The sequence below is a fragment of the Thiopseudomonas sp. SA1F2-1K genome, from assembly GCF_057443035.1.
The window spans coordinates 98,399-119,552 of sequence record NZ_JBYAVU010000002.1 but is presented as its reverse complement, the minus strand read 5'-3'; the positions used below and the strand labels follow the sequence as shown (position 1 = coordinate 119,552).

13 protein-coding genes are annotated in these 21,154 nt (G+C 42.9%); 1 reads left to right on the top strand and 12 read right to left on the bottom strand.

Translation table 11 applies throughout. The features are described 5' to 3' along the window. Positions 1–71 precede the first annotated feature (71 nt). Genes AC2T15_RS12615 through AC2T15_RS12595 form a run of 5 tightly spaced genes read right to left on the bottom strand, consistent with a single transcriptional unit; the run spans position 72 to position 6,407 of the window. Positions 72–2,888, bottom strand: a complete 2,817-nt coding sequence (locus AC2T15_RS12615; RefSeq protein ID WP_486779068.1) for a TraM recognition domain-containing protein — start codon at positions 2,886–2,888, stop codon at positions 72–74. After that, entirely contained in the window at positions 2,888–4,300 is a 1,413-nt protein-coding gene (locus AC2T15_RS12610) for a secretion/conjugation apparatus DotM-related subunit (RefSeq protein WP_486779067.1), read from the bottom strand. Before AC2T15_RS12610 ends, AC2T15_RS12615 begins: the two co-directional genes overlap by 1 nt. Positions 4,301–4,308: 8 nt before the next feature. Beyond that, the gene (locus AC2T15_RS12605) at positions 4,309–4,779 is read right to left on the bottom strand and encodes a lytic transglycosylase domain-containing protein (protein ID WP_486779066.1); all 471 of its coding nucleotides are present in this window, start codon (positions 4,777–4,779) and stop codon (positions 4,309–4,311) included. After that, the gene (locus AC2T15_RS12600; protein ID WP_486779065.1) at positions 4,780–5,829 is read right to left on the bottom strand and encodes a hypothetical protein; all 1,050 of its coding nucleotides are present in this window, start codon (positions 5,827–5,829) and stop codon (positions 4,780–4,782) included. 5 nt (positions 5,830–5,834) lie between these two features. Continuing rightward, positions 5,835–6,407 carry a hypothetical protein gene (locus tag AC2T15_RS12595; RefSeq protein WP_486779064.1) on the bottom strand — a complete coding sequence of 191 codons (573 nt, stop codon included), beginning with the start codon at positions 6,405–6,407 and terminating at the stop codon, positions 5,835–5,837. A 108-nt stretch (positions 6,408–6,515) separates the two neighbouring features. On the opposite strand from AC2T15_RS12595, the gene AC2T15_RS12590 reads away from it, so the two are divergent. After that, a complete protein-coding gene (locus AC2T15_RS12590; RefSeq protein ID WP_486779063.1) occupies positions 6,516–7,142 on the top strand; it encodes a hypothetical protein in 627 nt (208 codons plus the stop codon). 114 nt (positions 7,143–7,256) lie between these two features. On the opposite strand, the gene AC2T15_RS12585 is transcribed toward AC2T15_RS12590, so the two are convergent. The 7 genes from AC2T15_RS12585 to AC2T15_RS12555 all read right to left on the bottom strand — a co-directional run bounded on the left by AC2T15_RS12585 (position 7,257) and on the right by AC2T15_RS12555 (position 21,153). Further along, positions 7,257–7,622, bottom strand: coding sequence for a hypothetical protein (locus AC2T15_RS12585; RefSeq protein WP_486779062.1), 366 nt, complete (start codon positions 7,620–7,622; stop codon positions 7,257–7,259). A 9-nt stretch (positions 7,623–7,631) separates the two neighbouring features. After that, positions 7,632–8,378: a hypothetical protein gene (locus AC2T15_RS12580; protein ID WP_486779061.1), complete on the bottom strand. Its 747-nt coding sequence runs from the start codon at positions 8,376–8,378 to the stop codon at positions 7,632–7,634. A gap of 79 nt (positions 8,379–8,457) precedes the next feature. Beyond that, complete coding sequence (locus AC2T15_RS12575; protein ID WP_486779060.1) at positions 8,458–10,614, bottom strand: ATP-dependent helicase; 2,157 nt, start codon at positions 10,612–10,614, stop codon at positions 8,458–8,460. A 354-nt stretch (positions 10,615–10,968) separates the two neighbouring features. Continuing rightward, entirely contained in the window at positions 10,969–11,589 is a 621-nt protein-coding gene (locus AC2T15_RS12570; protein WP_486779059.1) for a hypothetical protein, read from the bottom strand. An 11-nt stretch (positions 11,590–11,600) separates the two neighbouring features. Continuing rightward, positions 11,601–12,098, bottom strand: coding sequence for a DotD/TraH family lipoprotein (locus tag AC2T15_RS12565; protein ID WP_486779058.1), 498 nt, complete (start codon positions 12,096–12,098; stop codon positions 11,601–11,603). 797 nt (positions 12,099–12,895) lie between these two features. Further along, positions 12,896–13,159: a hypothetical protein gene (locus tag AC2T15_RS12560; protein WP_486779057.1), complete on the bottom strand. Its 264-nt coding sequence runs from the start codon at positions 13,157–13,159 to the stop codon at positions 12,896–12,898. Positions 13,160–13,248: 89 nt separating this feature from the next. Continuing rightward, positions 13,249–21,153 carry an N-6 DNA methylase gene (locus AC2T15_RS12555; protein ID WP_486779163.1) on the bottom strand — a complete coding sequence of 2,635 codons (7,905 nt, stop codon included), beginning with the start codon at positions 21,151–21,153 and terminating at the stop codon, positions 13,249–13,251. Position 21,154: the final 1 nt, after the last annotated feature.

Genomic DNA, 21,154 nt, shown 5'->3' with positions numbered 1-21,154 from the left:
AGTTAGTATTGTTTTTTTACGATTACATTTTACTACTCTCTATTTTTTTTATTTCAAATGTTCAACAGACCCTAATCAACGTTTTCATTTGATAAGTTCAGGTCTGCAAAGAACTGTGCTGCGTTTTCGTGTGTCAGCGGCGGTATCTTACTAACGGAGTAGTCCAAACTAACCGCTACTGCAGTCAAACCTGAATCAACACAGTTTTTTGCATGCTCTCTATCAGCTCCAGTTAATAATTGTTCGGTCTCAACCAAGTCATCACGCATTTGCTTATACTCACTTGCTGCGTTAATCCATGGCATAGCCGATAGATTTGACAAGACACCTTTAGCAAAAGAAGAGGTTCTTTCATCTATCAGATCGTTCACCCCATCGATGTGGTCATTCCGCTCATCGATGTCGTTATCATGCGCTTCTACTCGGTTGAAACCAAAGAAGTCGTCAGACACACCACTATTTTGCTCATTTACATAACTGTTGTAATCGTCAATCTGAGGGCCATTCGCATCAGCGTCCATGGCTGGCGCACAAGGATCAACTACAACAGCATCCATACCGATAGCAGTAATAAAGTTATCTAAAGCGTTTATGTTATCGGGATTTGAGTCCCCCATAACATTGGGCTTCGATTCTAGGTTGGTTGATTTATCCGTTTCATCTATAACCACCACCACAGGGTCAGTGCTGCTAAATAGGTCATCATCTTGAATGGTCAGATTAGATACTTTAGCTGCATTAATATTTCGGGAGGTTACTCGTGTTTTTTCTGTCGTGAGATTACACAAGTGAGTGAATAAAGCTTTCTCTATACTGCCCACCTGTTTAGTAAGTGAAATAAAGTTACCTACTGTTCCTGTTGGAGCCACATCCAAATGCTGCTTTATCGGCCTGATAAAATTAATTGACTCATCGAATGGAGTCAGCTCATCACCCATGAGTTGAACCAGCTCTTTGTTCTGTTCTGCAAAAGCAGCATAACGCTGTAAAATCTTCTGACTATCAAAGTAAGTTCTTAGTCTACTCAGCAACTCTAAAGAAGCATCGCTTAAGACGCGCTCGTGGTGATGCCAGTCAGGATGATCTGATAGCTGTTGAACAACTTTAACTTCAGACATGGCAGGCACTCGGGTCTTTGACATGCGCACAAAGAACCACGAGTCTAAATATCTGTGAGTTCGGGGTGCTTTAGGGGAGTCTGAGATCCCATGGTTAAACACCTGAACCTCATGAATTTTACCTTGATATAGGATGAACGCCTCACCAATACCTTGTCGCTTCAAAGAAGTGGGTGTCAGCCTGTTTCGTCTATCAGTACGAATGTTCTTACTACTGAAAACGCCCCCAAATGTACCTCCCACTTCGTAACTATCACGCACCAATACGTTAGCAGTATCAGCAAGTTCAATGGCCAGCTCGGTCGTCTCTTTGTCATCCAAGTACATGAATTGCTTGATAGCTGAGTTAGAGAGGATTTGCTTAGTAGTTTTTGAGATGGATTCGAGCATCCCTGAAATGTCTTGGGTTCCCGTCATAACTCCGAAGCCTAAGCCACGACCTTGAGCGTTCATTAACTCTTGGCCCTCTACTAGCATATAAGCATTTTCATCATTTGCTATGCCATATGGAATTTCTGAGTTGGTTACTAGATTGTGAACAACATCATTGGCGGAACCTTCAAAGACTGTACCTAAACCTACTGCCATACCGCCTTTGAGAGCCGAAAGCACAATCTTTCCTAACCCGCCGAGTTCCTCACCCGATTTTTCTAATGATGGCAATAGAGTAAACAGTACGCGACCGTTTAAAACTGCATCAAGGTAATCAATTTCGCCTTGGCCTGAGAGATAGATATGCCCGTATGTATCGGACAGAGTGGCTAGGGATCGCGTGAAATACGACTGAGCATAACCGAACTGTTTCTTTACTTCCTCAGGCTGCTTGGTTGGGTCTTTCTTTGACTCATCATAGCCTGGCAACGAGACCAAGTAGGCGTGTAAGGCATCGAAACTCTTTTTCGAGATATTGGGGTTGTTATATAGCCCAACAAACTCTTTAAAAGCCATTTTGTCCCTAATCCGTTGCGGATCAATTTGTTCACCGTATTTTCTACGCAAGTCAGTAAGAGCTGGCGCGATAGCTGCAATTGTAGAAATAGCACGTTCTTGGAAAACTTTGTTATCCCCGCCTGATGGTGGTAGCAAAGAAGTAAGTAACTGAGTTATCTGGTCTGCGCTAGCTCTGGCAAAAACAGCTGCATCATTTGAAGTGCGTACTGCTGGATCGGGGTTGTCATTTAAAACACCTGTGATGTAGTTAGTTATTCTTAAATCATCATCGCGTCCGAAAATACGGCATAATGTGGCTATCTGGAACATTGCTTTAGGCGCTGCTTTTGCATCCTGCATAGCAAAGCCACTGCCTACTGCTAAATAGTTCACACAATGGGAAACAATGGATTCTGTCTTACCTGCCCCTGTTGTACCAAAAATGAGTAAGTGCTGAGTTAAAGACTTGAAACCAAGCCATACCTCCAACAGATTCCTTCGCACATACCCTACATAAAACGAACCACGACTCATACTAAAACCGCTACCTGCTGGAAGCGGGTCGTGTTTGTCATGTTTTCGAGCTGATAAAGGTAAATGAATAGGTAGTACGTCATCAGGCCCGATTACAGCCAGCCAAAGAAAAAACTGGATCACTATCCAATAGGGAATAAATCCAGCCCAAAAGATAGTGATTACTGTGGCAATACAGGCAAATACTAAAGGTATACTGGGGTACTGCAGTGTTAACCAGAAACGAGACCAAAGAGTTTTTGGGTTAACTATTTGTATGCCCGATTCAATCTCATCTTCTGCATGAATCACATCGGATTTTTTCATTAATTTGCCCCTTTACGTCTTGCTTGGGCTTTTTTCTCTTGAGCAGACATGCGACTTAGCATATCTGCCTCTCTTTGTCCTTCTGCCAGAGTTTCCTGAGCGCGACTAACAAGCTCCTGTTGAGCTTTCTCCGAAAACTCTGCTGGATCAATCCAGTGTTCACGCTGCATTGTTTTATACAAGTCATAAACAGCAGACAAAACAAAAGGTTGAGATAGCTTTCTACCTATCTTTAACTCCATCAAATGATGCGAATGCACACCTGCCACTTCTTGATATGAGCACTGGCCACCTTCTGTGCAAATGACACGCCAAAGCCGTGGATCAATAGGGCGAATCCATAACAGGTGTGCGTGATACAGTCTCCCCTTTGTTCTGGCTTTAGTTAGCATTGAGTAAAATACGTTATACGTATAATGATGCATTTCCGTAATACTCAATACATCTTTATGGTTTGCATACTTTTCAGCTAGTTCACGTACACCACTCATATTTGCCGTATGCGGCTTAACTATTTGCCAGTTCTTATCATACGTGGCTTCACGCCAGCTAAAACCTATCTGATCAATCATGGCAACACTAGCTTTGTGATCTTCTGCTATACGCGAAGCTAAAATTGAGAACAGCGCCAGCTCAAATGGTGATAATGATTGAATGCCAGCCCATGGTTTACCTAGCTGTGCGACATAGGTGTCTCGCGCTTTCTCTACGTTAAAGGCAACATAATCATAATGTGGTAACAGACTGCGGCGGATATTAAGTGGCTCACTTTTATCCTTAGCTTTGAAAGGTGGAATAGGCGTCATCTTGGTAAAATCAAGTTTTACTTGTTTGCCTTCGCTGGTTGGTATTTTGCTGTGGTCTTTATTACACCAAAGGATCTGGTTATCTAAAGCAAAGTCGAGTGGTAATGCTGAGTACGCCCATGGCCCATCAAATATATCGTACTGCAATAGATTCTTGTTCTTAACAATTGCACTTGCCACAAAGAACTCGGATTGTACGTCCATTAACTCATATACGTTTTTTAGCTTGCGTCTATATTTGAACCGTACAACACCTTTTTTAGTTCTGACCGCCCAATAAAGCATTAGCGGAATAAATACCCACCTTCCTACATAGCCATGTAGCTTCCACAATTTCATCAAACTTACAAAACCATGCTTTGTTGGGTCAACGCTTGGTATATCTTGAATCGCTCCGCGGAGCTCAGCTAACTCACCAGCGAAGAAAAGAAATGAAAAGTACTCGTTATAGAACTCAAACATGTAGTACGAAAGTTTGAAGCTATAAAATAGCAAAGGTACCCTTGCTAAATACCATGTAGCCCATACAACCAAAGCTACTAACATGGGCATCAGGATTATCTCTTGGAAGCCCCCCTGATTAGACTGGCTGTACTCCGATGACATACTCTCTCCTAGTACCTAGACAGCTGATTAAAAGCGTTCTTTAATCGTCCTGCATAACGTTGATTGTGCTCAGGGGTAACCGAATGATAGCGTGCAATCATTCTATAGAAATCATCGTGCGTGTTTATGCTGTCAAGCTTTTGATAAGGGATTACACGGCGCAAATGATATGCCGCTTCCACCGTATTGATGCATCCATTGTTTTTTAACTGCGTTTCCGTAATACCGCGCTTAGCAAGCTCAGGTAGGTGGATAGAGTTGATCTGAAATAAGCCTATATCGTAAGTGCCATTTGTGTTTTTCGTAACCTGACCGACTGTACCGCCCTCAACGTAGAGAATCGCAAGCAGTACTAGCGGGTCGAAGTTATATTTCTGGGCAGCTTCAATAATGCACTCTGGTGTGGCAGGCGTTAACTCTGTCGCGCCAACATGGCTTACCGCTGCAATCAAACCAATCAAAGTAAGTATTTTTTTCATTTACATTTCCATTGACAAGTCGGAACTATCGGCTCTCTCAAATTCGTTTTCTAAACTATTTTTTTTTTGCTTATGGTTTGCTAACTCTTTCAGGGCAACCAAAGTAGATATTTCGACACCCTCAAACTTCGCATTGAAGTCATCGAACAACTCATCTAACGGATAACCGTTACTAACTACGTCTCTACGCTGCTCCGTGGTCATCGTGGTGACACTTTCCTTTACTCTTTCAGCATGTTGCAACCACGTTTGCGCCAGCAGCTTGCCAGCACTAGAAAGCAAGGTGCTGCCAAGATAAACTCGTTCCTTGTCATTTAATTCCCACTGTGAAGAAACATCGCCCAGCGCATGCTCAATAACACGCTCGCGCAGAAAGTTATTGACCGTCATAGCCAACTGCTTTGGCTCTGAATGATAAAGAGTATGTGTCTGGTAGCTAAAAAGGACTGCTGACGTAGCTTGGGCGAGTTGGTTAGCTAGCTGTAAGTCTGGGTCTACGTTAAAAACGTTATAGGACTGCATTCCAAGACCGTTGGCTTCATCCTTTAAACTAATTAGAGGTAACAAATAGTCACGCGCCTCACCCACAAATGCGGTGGTGTTACCATCATCTATGGCTTTCAGTACGGATTGCATTAGGTTCCCACTCACTTGGGAGACCAACCATGCTGGCGCGTCCTCAACCGACAGGCCATAGTGATTTATTACATGAGTGGAATCCGAGCGAACCTTATTAAGCGCCAGCGACATCAGCTCTTGTATTTTCTCGCTTTCATGCAAGTTACTTTTTTGCCCTATCGCATTAAACAAAGGTACAAGTATCTTTGCTGTATGTGCAGCGACTTTAATAGCTGCATCTGTATCTTGCTTCTTCTTTACACGTTCAGCTTCATCATTTGCCGATGCATCTAGCATTGCAGATAGATCAAGTAGGTTAGCACCAGCACCAGATAGATTGGCATGCTCATTGCCAATCGTTCCATGTTCTTCTTCAACTAATGCTGCGATGCTGTTAGCTGCACCGAAAAGGTCATCAAGGTTCTGTTCCATATTATCTACATTCCTAAATCGGTAAATTTAAATTCCTGTTCCTCTGACAACTCTAGATCGCTCACAGAAATATGATTTAGGGTTTTGAGTACAGGAAAATTGAAATAGGAGTTGTGTGCTGTACCATCTAGAATCTCAGGCGCTAACCAGTTATGTTCAAGGTCGTCCATATACGGCTCTAGTGGCACAATCTTGCTTGAAAAATCGAGCGCATCCCATTCCTGCTTGCTGTAACCCAAACTTTGGATACCTAAGCTAATACTATGCTCCAAGGCTGCATCAAAGATCAGGGTCGAGACTGATATAGGTAAAGCGTTTTCTCTTGGCTGTATTTGTATCCCAGTTTCTGTATTAGCCGTGGTTGATACAAATGGTAGGCAAGACTCACTGGACAGCTTTAATATCTTGGCAATACTTTCACCATGGATGATCAGCAAATTGCTTAACATCCCTGCGTCATGCAGTAATAGATCGGGTGTAACTAGCTCATTTTGAATCGAGAACGCGGCCACCCCATAATTCTGAGCTTGCATTGTCAGCAGTTCAGATATTCTGTCGAACTCTAATCTTTCTTTCATAAATCGCAGCCTGTAACTATTTGTCGTATCATAACACTATACGATAGAATGTTTTGACATTACAGTAATAGCGAATCACCAGAGAACGAATTGACCAAGGGGGTAAAGATGACTGATCGTGCCGATACTGATATTACAAATGAGGCGAGCCACTTCCCTTTAAGGAATGAAACCCAGCCAATAAAAAAACAATCAAAGTTTTCTCATCGCGATAATCTGAAAGACCCAGTTGAATACTGGAAAAAAATCGTAACGTTACTTAAAGCAGCTAATGGTTTTAGCAAACAAGTATCTACTTATGCAATGGCCGCAGGCGTTATTAACGCTCGCTGGCAACTTGGTTTTGTGAGCACATCCTCTGCTAACGCATTGCTTGAGTATATTCAGCCATACGCCTATAGACTGCCTCTTGGGCAAGCTGAGCATCTGACACGCCTTGTCGAAATAAGTAAAATGGGGACACAGGTAACCGAAGAAACTATTCTTCACAAACCTCTTTTTGAACCTACTATTAAGCAGTTTATGGATTTAATGGTAGGTACTGAGTGTTTCTACGAATGCTATACCTACTATAGCTTTGCATACGGTTTCTACACTGCTTGTTGCCATATGAGCTTACTGGAGCAACGAGCGCAGGAAAAACTAGTGCAAATGGTCCATAGCATGTACGAAAATCATCGTCCGATTAAAAAGCGTACCGATTACATGTTTGCTAAAGAAGTTACGTTGCAGTAGAACGAAAGCTTTGTGTCCATATCGTCATGGACACAGGTTGAAATCTCAAAGCGCCCAGTAGATATATCCTTAACTGTATACTTCTGTTAGGCGCTTTTTCTATCCTCATCAGTCTCACTTGCAGACTTTGGCCAGCTTATTAAAGCAGTCAATACCTGCTACGCTTATCACTATCTCTTTGCTTATCTGTAGATTATTCAGAATCATCGATGCTTCTTCGGGATTGCTTTCGTAGATCACCAGAACAGCATCAATAATGCCCTCTACATACTTTCTATCTAATATGCCCGATACCAGTTTCTCATGAGCTAGCTTCCAGTTTTTAGGGCTACTTGACTTAGAATAAAGCTCTCCATTAACAACTATGGCTTTCGATGAGATTAGCCTTGAGATGTTAGCTTGCTTAAGCTCGACCAATTCTGCTAACGCTTCTTGGGAACCTGCCAGCTTCACTAGCTGGCTTACACTTATTACCTGCAAAGTATCCCCCTAGCTACGAATTAATTTCTGTCCTGAATTGATTAGCTCTAACAAACGTTCCTCATCATTCGTGTTCTCTTGTATTAGCTTTGCCAGCTTTGCCATACCCAGCATTAGAGAGTAAAAGAACTCCGCTGCTTCAGGCGTGTATGGGATCTCCTTAGCTCCATTAGGTAAGTCGAAACCAACCCATGAGTTTAACCGCTGAGCTGGGTTGTCTCGTTTATGGTGGGTACCGCCTTCGTAGAACCGCTCGTATTCGATCTTTTCCGAGCTGCCGAAAGTAATCGTCCTTTTAGTAAAAGCGCCTGCTCCGACCTTTAAGCTATATCCTCCTTTCTCTCGATTGTTTGCGTGCAAGCCTCCATATTCCTTACCCAGAACCCATTGTTCATTTTCTCCAGTGCAGTTAGGAGTTACCTCTCCCTCCCCGTTCAAAGCGAACACCACTCGAGAGTCTATGCAGTATCGGATAACATGCTCTTCTTTTATAGTCGGCGAGTTAAGCTCTCTTAACGACTGGGTTAGAAAGCTCTCTAATGCGGAAAGCTCTTTGAAAAAGATACACTTCCGCTTTGCCCGATTGAGCCTGATTGACATGCCGCCGCCAGACTCCCAAGCCTCTGACATTTCAGCGAATTCTCTGGGTACTTCACAGTAAAACTCTCCGGTAGCGTTGACGTGAATGTCGGTTTTCAGATAGAAGAATTGCCCTTCTACCCGCGCTGAGTACGTCTCCGTTTTAATCTTTGGCATAGTTACCTCCTTCACTCACAAAAAAAAGAACATATCACAGGCAATATATATCACCAGTGATATAAGCTCAAGCAACGAGCTAGCCGCTATGCTTAATTCGAGATATGTAGGTTGTAAGCCCTAATTCAGCTAGATAATCGTTGAAACGATTAGGCGTAGTCGCAAACCGTCCTTGTCTTGTTGCAGGTAAGGACAAGAAACGCGGCATATCACGTGAAAGATATAAGTTAGACTCATATAAGAACATTGATCCAACTGTATCTGTACGCTCTAGATTGGCTGGTGAGCCTGAGTTGCCAGCTTTAAGCCAAAGGTCAAGATTACTGTCTGCTGGCGCAAATAAGTGTAGGTGCTCAATTGCACGCGTCATTGCCACATAAAAAAGCCGCCTTTCGTCCTCTAAATGCTGCTCCATGCGCTCAGCGCACCCTGCCTTACCCTTATAGTCGATTGGGAATCGTTTATTAGTTAACGAAATCATTAGGACTAAAGGAAACTCCAATCCTTTAGATCTATGTATGCTCGTTATGCTGACTGCATCATCAATCTTTCTGGCAGCCTCAGAATTTTTCTCTAGGTTATCTAGGTGCTTCAAAAAAGCCTTTAGCGTCATACTTTCATGGCTTTGGACATAGCTGTAGAAGGAAAGCACCATTTCTAATGTATCCTCTGCCTGCTCAGCCGTCTTACATGATGCTCTTATGCGTGCCTCTATATCGAGATCATTAAGTAGCTCATCGAAGACCGTTGTGACTAAAATACATTCTCTATGAGCAACTACCCGTTTATATTTCACCCACATTTCAGCTAAGCACTTTAGGTTCTCCTCTAAGCTAGATTCGTCTGAACGCTTCAGAGACTTAAAAATAAAATTCTCAAAACCTACTGTGCCTAACGGATTAGCAGCTACAGACCTACATAACTGATTCTCAAACGAGTAACTGTTGAAACGTGTTAAAACGCGCGGCAACAGTTTTTTAACTCGGTATACCGTTCTTTGTAGCTCATCTTCCGCTGTACACTCATGCTGACCAAACTCACCATTGGCTAAACGTAACCAACTGATCAGTGACGCTACCCAATCATTAGAAAGGATCGAGGCGTCTTCATTTCCGATCAATCGAAAAGGAATAGCATTTTCCAATAACTGCAGTTGCGTCATCCCACTGTGGGAGAATGCCCGAACCAAAATAGTTGCATCATCAAGCTTTCTTCCATGATTCATCCACTGCTTAATTGTCGGAATAACACTGGCGTTTACTTTCTCATCCAAATGAAGGCGTATGTTTGTATTAGGTGCTGTTGCCCCTGATATACATAGCTTTCCAGCTCTATTTATATTGTGGCCAATCACATAATTTGCTGCACAGCTAACAGCATGGCCATAACGCCATGTTCTAGTTAACTCGTAAGTTGACGCACCTTTAAATTCATTCTCAAACTCACTAAGAATGTATTCAGGTTTAGCGCCACGCCACGTGTAGATGGTCTGATCATCGTCACCTACCACCATTAACCGCGCCTTACTGCCTGCGACAAAAGAAACTAAGCGTTGTTGAGACTCACAAATATCCTGATACTCATCAACAATGATGTGAGCGAATCTATTTGCCACATAACGAGCTGCTTTGTGGTTTTCAGCCATAAGCATTACTGGGTCATAGATCAGGTCCGAAAAGAAACGCTTCTTTGCAGCATGCCTATGCTTTTCATAGATTGAATATGCTTGAATAAACCATGCCTGTGTATCTGGCCATGATCCATTAGAAAAAACCCTTTCAGGTGACTGCAAGTCACTTTTAACACGGTCTACAAAACCTAGGAATGTCTCTGCAATTAAACGTGGATATTTACATCCTTGCTGGTTAAATAGATTAATCATGTGATCCAGCACAAAGCGAACATTTGCAAACGTATCTGCAACGAACTCATATGGCTCAACAAAACGCTCTTTGGTCAACCAGCTAAGCGTAAGGGTTCCTAATCTATGGAAGGTAATCGACTGAGGTGCTCTGTGTTTCCCTAAACGACTTAGCAGTCGTTCTGACATCTCGTTAGCCGCATCTCGATTAAACATTACAGCTAGTATTTGGGCTGGGCTTACGCCGTTGTTAATTAGATATTCGATACGCCCCACTACTGTTGCTGATTTTCCTGAGCCAGCTACTGCTATTACTTTCGCATGCTTGTTTAGTGGGTGCTCGATTATAGCTATCTGTTGCTCTGAATAACGCATCTAAACCCTGTTTTACTGTAAATAAAAAACGCCCTATCGAAGTCCGCATAGAGCGTTTATTAAAGTTAATTAAGAGCTACCTTGGGCAGAGTTTTAAATGCCGATGACGTTTCTTACTACTCATCTTCCAGTAGTCCCTAAGCGGTTTAGTACATTCGCTAGTTGATAAACCAATCGGGCTAGATAGGCAAAGAACCATCTGACATGCCGATGTTTGTTTAGAGTTAAGCTCTTTGGGAAACTGATCAAAGGTTAAAGGCGGCGGCACATCTGGACGATCTGTAGTCTTCTCAGCTGCTTTGATTCCAACCGTCAAACTCAACAAAACTGTAGCAATAACAAATGCTAGCTTATTCATTTGCACATACCTGAATCGAGATAAATATATCCGCAACCCTCGTCAGTTCCAGCAGGCTCAGTAGTTGAACGCTGAATAACACGATACTTATCGCTTGTGTAGCCTGCCACGTCACGACCTTTTGACATCACAACAACTTGATCATACCAATCAACATTAAACTTAAGTGAGTGGTAGTCGCCAATAGTCTTTAGCTGATCCACCCATGGAGTCCCTCCACTAAGATTAATATGTTCTGGCAATGCGTCATTGGTGAGTGCTGGATCACGATATAATTGCCAGCCTGACGGTAGTAGAATGCCCAATGCAGTATCAAATTGAACATTGTTAATATGAACGTTGCGGACTACTGCATGACCTGTACCGACATGTGTAACACTTCGATAAGCGTTATCTACATACAGTTTTTGCTTTTGGTATTTTTTCTGCTGCGACTTCATATCACCATTTGGCTTGCGGAAACCAGCTTTTCCCTCTTGTTCATAGTGTGACCGATAGCCCATTAAACCCTTTTCAGTCGATGTTGCTGACACCCCGTCAACTAAGAAGTCTGCAAATACCTGCGTAGGGAGCAGCACCATTAAGCTTGCCGCTGTTGCGATACGGATATACTTCACGTAACTCTCCTTTACTTATATTGAATCACGATCTGTTTGATTTTAGGGTCAACCACTACATCGGCTGCCCCATGCACTTGATATGCTGCATCTGCAAACCACTCGGCTGGCGCTCTACGCTGTTCGGTTAAATTAACTAGTAATGGCGCTGCAGGGCGTTTACCCAAGATTAGTGGCTGCTTCCAACCGACCGTACTTGCCAAAGACTTTGTAAACACTTCTAGTTCCCCACTAAACCCACCCTCTAATAAAATGGGTTCACGCATTTCACGTGGCATTTTTGATAGATCAATTTTGTACTCACGAGTAACCTTTCCTTGGCGGCGATTATCAATTGTGGTAGCCAATGACGCCTGTTCCGCTGCCCGAGCTACACGTAAAGCCGCTTCATTAAGAGCACTTACTGCTGGGTCTGACTCGTCCATAACAACCTGATATTTGGGCTGTTTTGAACTGCAGGCTGTTACCATTAATAGGCTGCAAGCAATGCTTGCAATTTTTAATTTCATCTTCGTGTATCCCCAAATTAAATGCTCCAATATACGTATGATAGTATGCTACAAATAACTTAACAACTAATAGAATCACACTATTCGTATACGGTATACAGATTGAGTAGTCTCTCTGACTAATGAGCAAGTCGTACATTGGGGGGAACTCGCCCAACTACTCCCCCTATAAACCTGCTAAACCAAGATACTCAAGGGTCTTTGCTTTACTACCCAAGCTAGAGGGAACGTCTGATAGTGCGCTAGATATCGGTATGGCGTTCGACCGATCAACATGAATACATGTAAACAGTTCTAGTCGAAGATCGGAGGTCTGAAAACCTAACAGCATGCAGGTTCACCCCCCCTGCAACTCAAAAAGTATGCAGATTCACCCCCCCCTGCAACTCAAAAGGTGTGCAGATTTACCCCCCCTAAACCTATAGCTATAAAAATGCTCCTATAAAAGGGACATTTCCACAGACTAACGGCCATCCAAAACTGGAAAACAATCAGCTTTAAAAAGTAACGAAAAGCAGGGTATGTTTTTACTCACTAAAACTGTGAGTAAGTCTATGGAAAAGGCTTCTTTTGACAGGCGCTTCAAAGCAAAATCAGAGCTGATCAAATAGTGATCAGCTCTATTTACCTACCTTGCTAAAATCAAGCGTCTTTAAGGTGTTACAGGCTTAACAAATAGCTCGATACGGCCATTGTGAATTGTAGGGAAACTGATTAATCATAGTTGAGCCAATCTGTTCAGGGCGCGGCACAGACACATGTCGCAACCAGCTCGCTAATCACTATCACTGCTATAGTCACAGCATAGACAAGTAGTAGTAATAGAAAATAAATCCTGAGACAAAAACTACAGCATAAATGAGCAGGTACAGCCAAACCTTCGATTTGCTAGAGCTTGGCTTAAATTGCTTGGTCGATTTACCCCCAAGCTTTTTACGTTCTTGAACTAAGAACTCGTTTACGCTCATGCCAGTATATTTTGGCGTGGATTGATTGGTTCTAGCTCTGCTACGCTCCTCTCGGATCTCTTCACGTCGCCACTCACGATCATTAAGAGACATTATTATCCCCTCCATCCTTTAATTTAATCAGGCAATAAACCGAGCGCTCGCCTTAAAAAAAGAAGCGAGCGCAGCTTGATACCTAAATGCTACATGCTTAGGCCATAGCTTTGGTTTTCCTCATCGTCAGAGTTATCTTCGATGGGCAGGTTTCCCGTTGCCTGCTCGTTGAGTACGAACAAATCATCAGTCGTATCCTGCATATTTGTAGAACGGTTCTGCTCCATATCACTATTGAGACGCTCAAGATACATCGCAAACTGATCTTCCTTATCAGCCATTTGGTCAAAGTCCTGAGATACGAACCACTGATCAAGCTCTCGTTTTCGTTGCTGCGCTAATTCTAGTTCCTCACTATGCGGCCATTCAGGATTACCTTCAAAACCAGTTTCAATGATTCTTAACTGCTCACTAAGCTGTTTATGCTCAAGCTTTAAATCATCTACGCTCTTATACGTTTCATATAGCCTCATAACTTGGTTCCCAGCTCGCTGATCACTATCACTGCTATAGATAGTGGTAACGTTGTTTAAAGCAACCGCTTTATTCAAATGAACCTCTTTGCTAGGGTTTGTTGACTTGAATTTAGCAACCACATAACCGCCACCAGTCCTATCCGCTTTCAGCTCAAAGCTACCAACTTTAATGCCCATAGGTACCTGCTCATTGCTGCTTTGCACGTGAACCTGTGCCTTTTTAAGCCTATCTTTAACAATTTGACCAATAGTACGTCTGCAAAGCCAGCTTGTGGGTCCAGCTTGGAATGCACTTACACCATCAACTACTGCATGCTGTAGTCGCGCTTTAGGTATGTCCTCCATAATACTATGAGCATCTTTTATGTGGTTTTCGACACTGGAGATAAAACTGCGTGTTTCCCGTGCTTTACTACGGCGGCGGAACAACTCTGTTTCAAAGGTTTGCTTACTCGATAGTAAGGCATCAACTTTAGCTCCAATTTCAAAGTGTTCGCGTATCTTAGGTTCGCCTGTAGCTGCTGCCATGATTTCCGAGTAGTCAATTTCTGTATCTTCTTCCATCACACGCGAAACACTGTCTGGATCGCTCATGGCTTGCTCAATAAACTCTTGCTTCCGGTTAACCTTTTCATACATTGAGACTTCATAAGAGTCCTTGGTGATATATCTAAGCACTTTGACCTCATCAAAGAACTTATTCCCTTGCCGTATGATTCTACCGTCACGCTGCTCAAAGTCTGCTGGTCGCCACGGCACATCGAAGTGATGCAGTGCAGCCAAGCGCTCTTGAACGTTTGTACCAACACCCATTTTGGAAGTTGAACCCATGAGCACACGAATTTCACCTGATCTAACCTTGCTAAAGATTCTTTCCTTTTGATCATCATTTTTAGCTTCGTGAATAAATGCAAATTCTTCCTTACGCATTCCCTTTTCTACCAGTAGGTCACGGAGTTTTTCGTAAACGCTAAACCGTCCATCTGTTTTCGGTGTTCCCATATCGCAAAATATCAGCTGAGTCCCATTTACATCTTCAGTTTGACGATATATTTCAAAAACATCATCGGCCACCTGCTGGGCCTTATTCCCTGCCTCATCAATCGGAATTATTGGATCAACTAACTGTAAATCTATGCCCGATTTACGCCCATCAGTAGAAACATTCAATATGTTGTCTACTTTAGGATCGACATTACCTTTACGAATATTACTTGCCCGTATAGCTAAGTGCTCCATATGCAGTTTCTGTAAAGGTGTCTGCTCTACAATTTTTACTATGTGCTCAACCTTTGGTGTTGGAAGCTTTATATCACTCCTGTTTTTAACATCTGCAAAAGTGCGGAAAATCTTTATAAGTTCTGGCAGGTTCGTAAATCGTGAGAAGCGTGTCCGAAGTCCTACCCCCTTACCCTCTGGTAGTACCTCTGCCTTAGTTACTTCTTCACCGAACGAGGCTGCCCAGTCGTCAAAGCGCTTAATACCCAACTCGCCTAATAGATCAGGACGAAGCAGGTTGTTATGTACGTAAAGCTCTGGAAGTGAATTGCTGATTGGGGTGGCCGTAAAGAAGTTAAGCCCAAAATATTTGCCATGTATCTCTCTCATATATTCCGAGAGTTCTTTTAGATTTTGTGCCCGTTTTGATCCGTTCTGTGGTATACCAAGAACCTGTTTACTGCTATCAAGGTTTAGGTTTTTATATAGGTGAGCCTCATCAACAAACAGGCTATCAACACCCAAATCTTCTAATGTAACGATCGATGCAGATTGCTCAAGATCGTTTTGCTCCACGCTTAAGGCTACTAGCTCCGACTGCAAGCCCTTTAACTTTGCCTCTAACGACCTTGCCCTGCGTTTGTTTTCAGTATTAAGTTGCTCTGTTACTACTGCAATGCGATCTTCTATTAACTCCATGCGAATTCTATAGGGCGCTTTCAGCCTATCAAGCATGCTATGAGTACAAACAATAAAGTCCCAGTCATTGTTACGTGCTTTAGCAAAGAATGCTTCGCGGTTGTTTTTGTTAAGGTCGGCATTCTCAACAATCAATACCTTTGCTGCAGGAAAGAGATCTTTACCCTCAAACGCCATTTGATTAAGCATGTGATTCGGCACTGCAATCATAGGTTTTGTAACTAAGCCGACTTGCTTCAGTTTCATAGCGCCAGCAACCATCTCGAATGTTTTACCTGCACCTACACAATGCGCAGCCATACAGTTTTTACCCTGTAGCATCAAGGCAACATAGTCGCTTTGGTGTTTACGTGGTACCCAAGTAGCATTAAGCCCATCAAATGTGATGTGGTCGCCACTGGCTTCTGGAAGCGCTATTACGTTTACAGTATTGTTGTATAGGTTTTCAAAACGCTCGACTCTTTCATCACTGTTAGTAATCCACGCTAAAAAACGTTGTTGAATTTGTTCCTGTTTAGCGCGGCTCTCCATCGTGCGCTCAGTATCAATGGGCGGGGTTCCTCTCTCTCCCTTCACCTTCGGGTAGCGATGCGTAGGCATTTTGCCATTTAGGGTCATCTCAAGAAGGTTATTAAACAAGCATGATTCGGTACCGTAATCTAATGAAAACTGCGCTGAGTGGTCGCTTCTAAAACGTGTATGAACATCAACACTCCATTCACCTGTAGTTTCATTTCGAGTAATCGAAAACTCAGCAGGTTGAATTTCTTTATTAAAAAGGTTTTCTACAAAAGCGTGTACTTCCTCAACAGGAATCCAGTGTGCTCCCAATCTTAAGCTGATCTCATGAAAAGCAATTGGGGCAGGTCGCACCTCCTCTAAGTGAAATACATTCGATCTAAAAGAACTGTCGCGTTCTGCAGCGTCTTGCGCGATTCTAAGCTTTTCTACTACGTTGCCTGAAAGATAAATATCACGTTGGACATACTCATTATTCTTTGGATCAACAAATACCAAGTTACCCAGCAACGATTTCTTTAACTCATCGCTATCTATACCAGAAACCTCTGACATTAAGTCAAAGTCAATGGCACCTTTCTTATTGATGCTGTGATAGTAAGCATCTTCTGCGCTGTTAATCTTTGTAGACGCAAGCGAACCAATAACTCGCTTTGTAAATGTGTCCGCTAGCTCAATTACCTGCTTCTTCTCATCATCATACAACTCAAGCGCTATCACCTCACTATAGCCAACATCAGCATTCAGAATCAGTCCATTTTTTCTCTGATTTACTGGACCATGTTTCTTAACAAATGAGTCATAAAGTTCACGTGTTGTACTTTGAGCTTCAGCCAGCACTTCATCGCTACCCTCCATTTGAGCGGTTACTAAGCGTCTTGCTGCATCCCTTAAAGGAATATATGAGCGAATTACACTTTCTGCTCGCTTACTCAATTCAGCAGGTAAAATCACATACTCATAGCCTACTGCAACCGCGTTTTCATATTTCCCTTTGCGATCAGTTACTGAATAAAGCGCATCGTTATGAATGATGTAATCACCGACAAAACCATCGTAGGTATCAAGAGTTAATTCGTCCGCTTTAGCTGGCTCGAATGACCAGTTAACACCCGTTTTGACATCCGCATTAACCTCGGCTTCCCAAGATGTTTTGTTTACTATTCCTTCATCGACCTGTGACAACAATTCTGAGTTGATCAGCTCATAATTAAGCTGCCTGCTTTCGTCTATGTGCTTACCAATTTCCCCGCTGACAGTGTACTCACCGCCAAAAGCACTAGAAACAGCCTTTTCAGTACCAAGAACAAATTGCGGGTGTTCATCAAAAAACCTATTAACAGTTGCTCGGATAGTGACGTTTACATCTTCACCATTTAACAGACGTTGTTCTAACTCTGTTAAAGGTTCCCCTTTTTTGGCTTTTTCCTCTGCGTCCTCTTTAGCACGCTTATTAAGGAAAGGCGCATCAAAATGCTTTGTCACTACCTCACTGTAATCAAACGAAGGCTTTGTCCCAGCTGGCCGTTTCTGGAAAACCAAAATATCAGTAACCACGTTTGTGTCTTGGCTAGCGAATGCTTGCAACGGTAATCGGACACCTGCTATCAGATCAGCCTGAGCAACCATCTGTTTCCTTACCGATGAGTTTGCTTTGTCCATTGTTCCTTTTGATGTAATAACAGCCATAATGCCGTTAGTCTCTAAATGTTCAAGAGATCGTAAAAGAAAATAATCATGGATCAGGTGCTGCTTTGAACCAAATCTTGAGTCAGTGATTAATGTTTCACCAAATGGCACATTACCAATAACTGCCGAAAAGCCATTCCTCTCAAGATACGTACCCTCAAAGCGGTTATTTATAATTTGAGCATCTGGCACTAACACTTTTGCAATTCTTGCTGCAAACGGGTCGGCTTCAATACCTACCATGTTTGCGTACGACTTAAAGGAATCGGGCGCTGTAACAAAAAACCGTCCTGAACCACAGCCAGCTTCCAAAATGTTGCTACTTGCACTTACCCCTGCTTTTTCAAGGGCGCTCCACATGGACTGACATAGTTCAGGTGGTGTGTAGTAGCTTTCTAGTCGGTTATCTTGAAGCAGCCTAGAAAACTCCGTCTGTGTCATATCAAGCTCAGACAATGCCATTTTTAGCGAATAATCTGTCATGTTTTTACGAAGATCAGGACGAATTGACTGGTATAAGCCTCCCCAACCCTCAAACAAGCATAGATCTGTCATGAGGCTATCAGAGCAACGTCTTTTACCTTCTACTTCTAGCTCATGTTCAGCTGCAACGAGGGCCTTTACGGTCGCTGAAAAAATACCTGATCGCGTCCGGCTACGGCCACTTTGAGCTAGATGTATATGTGATACATCTGCGCCGCGCCATTCACGTTCAACTACTTCATGACCATCATCATTGAAGAAGTTTGTTGGCGATTCAGGCTGAGGTTCAGAAGCAGGTGTAAGCACCGCCACTGGCTCTGGCTCAGGTGTGGGTTCTGGCTCAGGTGTGGGTTCTAGCTCTGGTTTTGGCTCAGGTGTGGGTTCTGGCTCTGGTTTTGGCTCAGGTGTGGGTTCTAGCTCTGGTTCTGGCTCAGGTGTGGGTTCTAGCTCTGGTTCTGGCTCAGGTGTGGGTTCTGGCTCTGGTTTTGGCTCAGGTGTGGGTTCTAGCTCTGGTTCTGGCTCAGGTGTGGGTTCTAGCTCTAGCTCTGAGTTTAAGTTCAACCTTTCTAATTTTTCATAAGTCGTTTCAAATGGTGTATTGGCACGTTCTTTCTCAACATTATAAACAAGCCCGTTTCTTGTTGGCCTTAATAGTACGGACTCGCTTACACGTACACCGTTATCCAAGAATGCGCGGACACCATTTTCGTCTCTGTAAACCTCATTACCATCTGTGTTTAGACCTATAACCCCTTGCTTGGGTATTGGGTCATAACCTGCATTAATCATAGCTTTATAAAAGCCATGATTTACTAAAAACAAAGCCTCTGCGACTACTGCAAAAGCATCATGATTGCCACCAACATAAAGGCTCTTTTTTTGGCCTGCTATATCCATCTCGTATCGATCAGCGGCAAGCTCTCGCAATGTAACGATTTCACTATCAATGTTTGGATATTCTATTCGGAATGCTGTTCGTGGAGCATCATCATTTTCGGTGGTAGTAAAACCAAGGCTTGCCAATCTGTTCCTTACATCTAAGAAAGTCACTTTCCCTAGCTGTTGGTCACCTAGCCCTGCTATGGCTTCCTTATACTTGTTTTCTAAGTCAGCCTTCACACTAGCGGGGATATGGTTGATTAGCTCATGAAGCTCAAAACCTGAATGATGGGCTAACCAGTCGAAGGTTATTGATTCAAGTTGTTTTTCATCGATCACTGGAGTCGTTTCAGCAAACATACTTGATTCGTTATATGTATCAAGCAACGTTCTGCCTGTTACATGCTCACCCACAAATGCTGATAAATCGGATAGATTAATCCCATGCTCATCAATAAAATTATCAACTAAAAGAAAGACAGGATGTCCTTTGAAGTCATTGTCAACATAAAAGTCCTGTGCAAGGGTTTGCAACTTAGTGTCGATCGTTAACGCTTCTCGGTATGAGCTATCTATAGCTTCTCTTGTGACACTATTAAGCATTAAATCCTGAATTTTCAGTACTTCTGAAATATAGGCAGATCGCTCTTCTTGGCTAGCTTTAAACTTCACAAGTGACTGATTATGAATACCTAAATCGAAAGTAGGTAATAAAGGTGCTGGGGCTGGCTCGTTTTGCAGCTCACGTACCTTAGATTCAACTAATTTAGCTAATGTCTTACGCTCAGGACTGCGGCCAAAACTAGCTAGACGCTCTGCTGCAGGTGGGTTAATACTTTCAAGCAAAGCAATGTAGATAATCGTGCTGAGTTTATCTGATGAAACACTGTTATCAGCTTCAAAATCATTGCTTAACTGGTTCCAGCGCTTCCCTGTGTCTAGTAAGTTTACTGAAAATTCGGAACCATACAGTTCGAAAAGTTGTTGTATCTCGGCCAAAGAATTAACAGTTTTAAAGCTTTCGCTAACAGGGTGCTTGGCTAATAAACTACCAACATTTAAAGAGGCCCCAACTTCCTGTAACGCAGTCTGCATATTGCTGGCGCTTGCTAAAACCTCGTCTAATGTAACTGCCCCTAATGCGATTGCTGACTCTCTATAAAATGTCTCTATTGATCGTAAAGCCGCAGCAGCCGACTCTGTAACGCTTGCTCTAACTGCGCTATTTCCATTTGCCCAAGGGTTAGCAATTGCTCCGTCAGGAACTCCCGACAAATCAGCTTGATTTGATTCAGGTGTGCTACGTTCTGCGAGTAGCTCTGGGTCAATGGCTGTGTTTTTAGAATTTTGGCCTGCTGATCCAGCATTATCTCGTTCAATACTAGATGCAGATTCTGAAAGAACATTATTGCGTCTGCTCGGTAGCTCATCTGTAGTAGCGCTAGTGGATTCTCCAGCGTTAACACTTCGATTAGATGCTTTGTTAACTGCGGTAAAGCTGGCAGAATCATTAGTACGTCTACGTCCATCATTTGGACTAGCTTTTCCTTGAGTTCTTCCAGCGTCTGCTCCTCTAAGATCACCCACTCTTTCGGTGGCGCTGCCACTACTAATGGGTGATGCTCGTTCGCGTTCCCCTTGTAACTTGGCAGATGCTCTCGCCACTTCGGTCTGATCATCAGTTTGTTGAACGCTTGATAATCCAGCTCCAAGAGCTGCTCTTTGCTGGTTAGCTGCATTTTCTTGTTCCCTTGCCTTTAGTCGGCTTATATGTACTGGTGAAACTAACTCCGGTAAAGCTTTAACTTCCTCACAGTGTGGAAAGGTTTGCTTAAAACTCTGCCATTGCGGAGCAAAAATATTTTTAGATACAGATAAAGCATTTTGATTGAATGAGTGCGTATGGGCTGCAAACCCAAATTGCGCTAAATACTCACTATAGAAATCCAAGTTATGGCCAGTAACAAATATCTCGCCACAGAAAGGCTCGTAGGTAATGCGCAAGCCATAATATTCTAAGTCTAACCACATC

Excerpts from the sequence above, each read along its gene's own strand:
- AC2T15_RS12565 (WP_486779058.1), bottom strand. The coding sequence starts at position 12,098 with ATGAAATTAAAAATTGCAAGCATTGCTTGCAGCCTATTAATGGTAACA.
- AC2T15_RS12590 (WP_486779063.1), top strand. The coding sequence starts at position 6,516 with ATGACTGATCGTGCCGATACTGATATTACAAATGAGGCGAGCCACTTC.
- AC2T15_RS12555 (WP_486779163.1), bottom strand. The coding sequence starts at position 21,153 with ATGTGGTTAGACTTAGAATATTATGGCTTGCGCATTACCTACGAGCCT.
- AC2T15_RS12610 (WP_486779067.1), bottom strand. The coding sequence starts at position 4,300 with ATGTCATCGGAGTACAGCCAGTCTAATCAGGGGGGCTTCCAAGAGATA.
- AC2T15_RS12605 (WP_486779066.1), bottom strand. The coding sequence starts at position 4,779 with ATGAAAAAAATACTTACTTTGATTGGTTTGATTGCAGCGGTAAGCCAT.
- AC2T15_RS12575 (WP_486779060.1), bottom strand. The coding sequence starts at position 10,614 with ATGCGTTATTCAGAGCAACAGATAGCTATAATCGAGCACCCACTAAAC.
- AC2T15_RS12600 (WP_486779065.1), bottom strand. The coding sequence starts at position 5,829 with ATGGAACAGAACCTTGATGACCTTTTCGGTGCAGCTAACAGCATCGCA.
- AC2T15_RS12560 (WP_486779057.1), bottom strand. The coding sequence starts at position 13,159 with ATGTCTCTTAATGATCGTGAGTGGCGACGTGAAGAGATCCGAGAGGAG.
- AC2T15_RS12580 (WP_486779061.1), bottom strand. The coding sequence starts at position 8,378 with ATGCCAAAGATTAAAACGGAGACGTACTCAGCGCGGGTAGAAGGGCAA.
- AC2T15_RS12595 (WP_486779064.1), bottom strand. The coding sequence starts at position 6,407 with ATGAAAGAAAGATTAGAGTTCGACAGAATATCTGAACTGCTGACAATG.
- AC2T15_RS12615 (WP_486779068.1), bottom strand. The coding sequence starts at position 2,888 with ATGAAAAAATCCGATGTGATTCATGCAGAAGATGAGATTGAATCGGGC.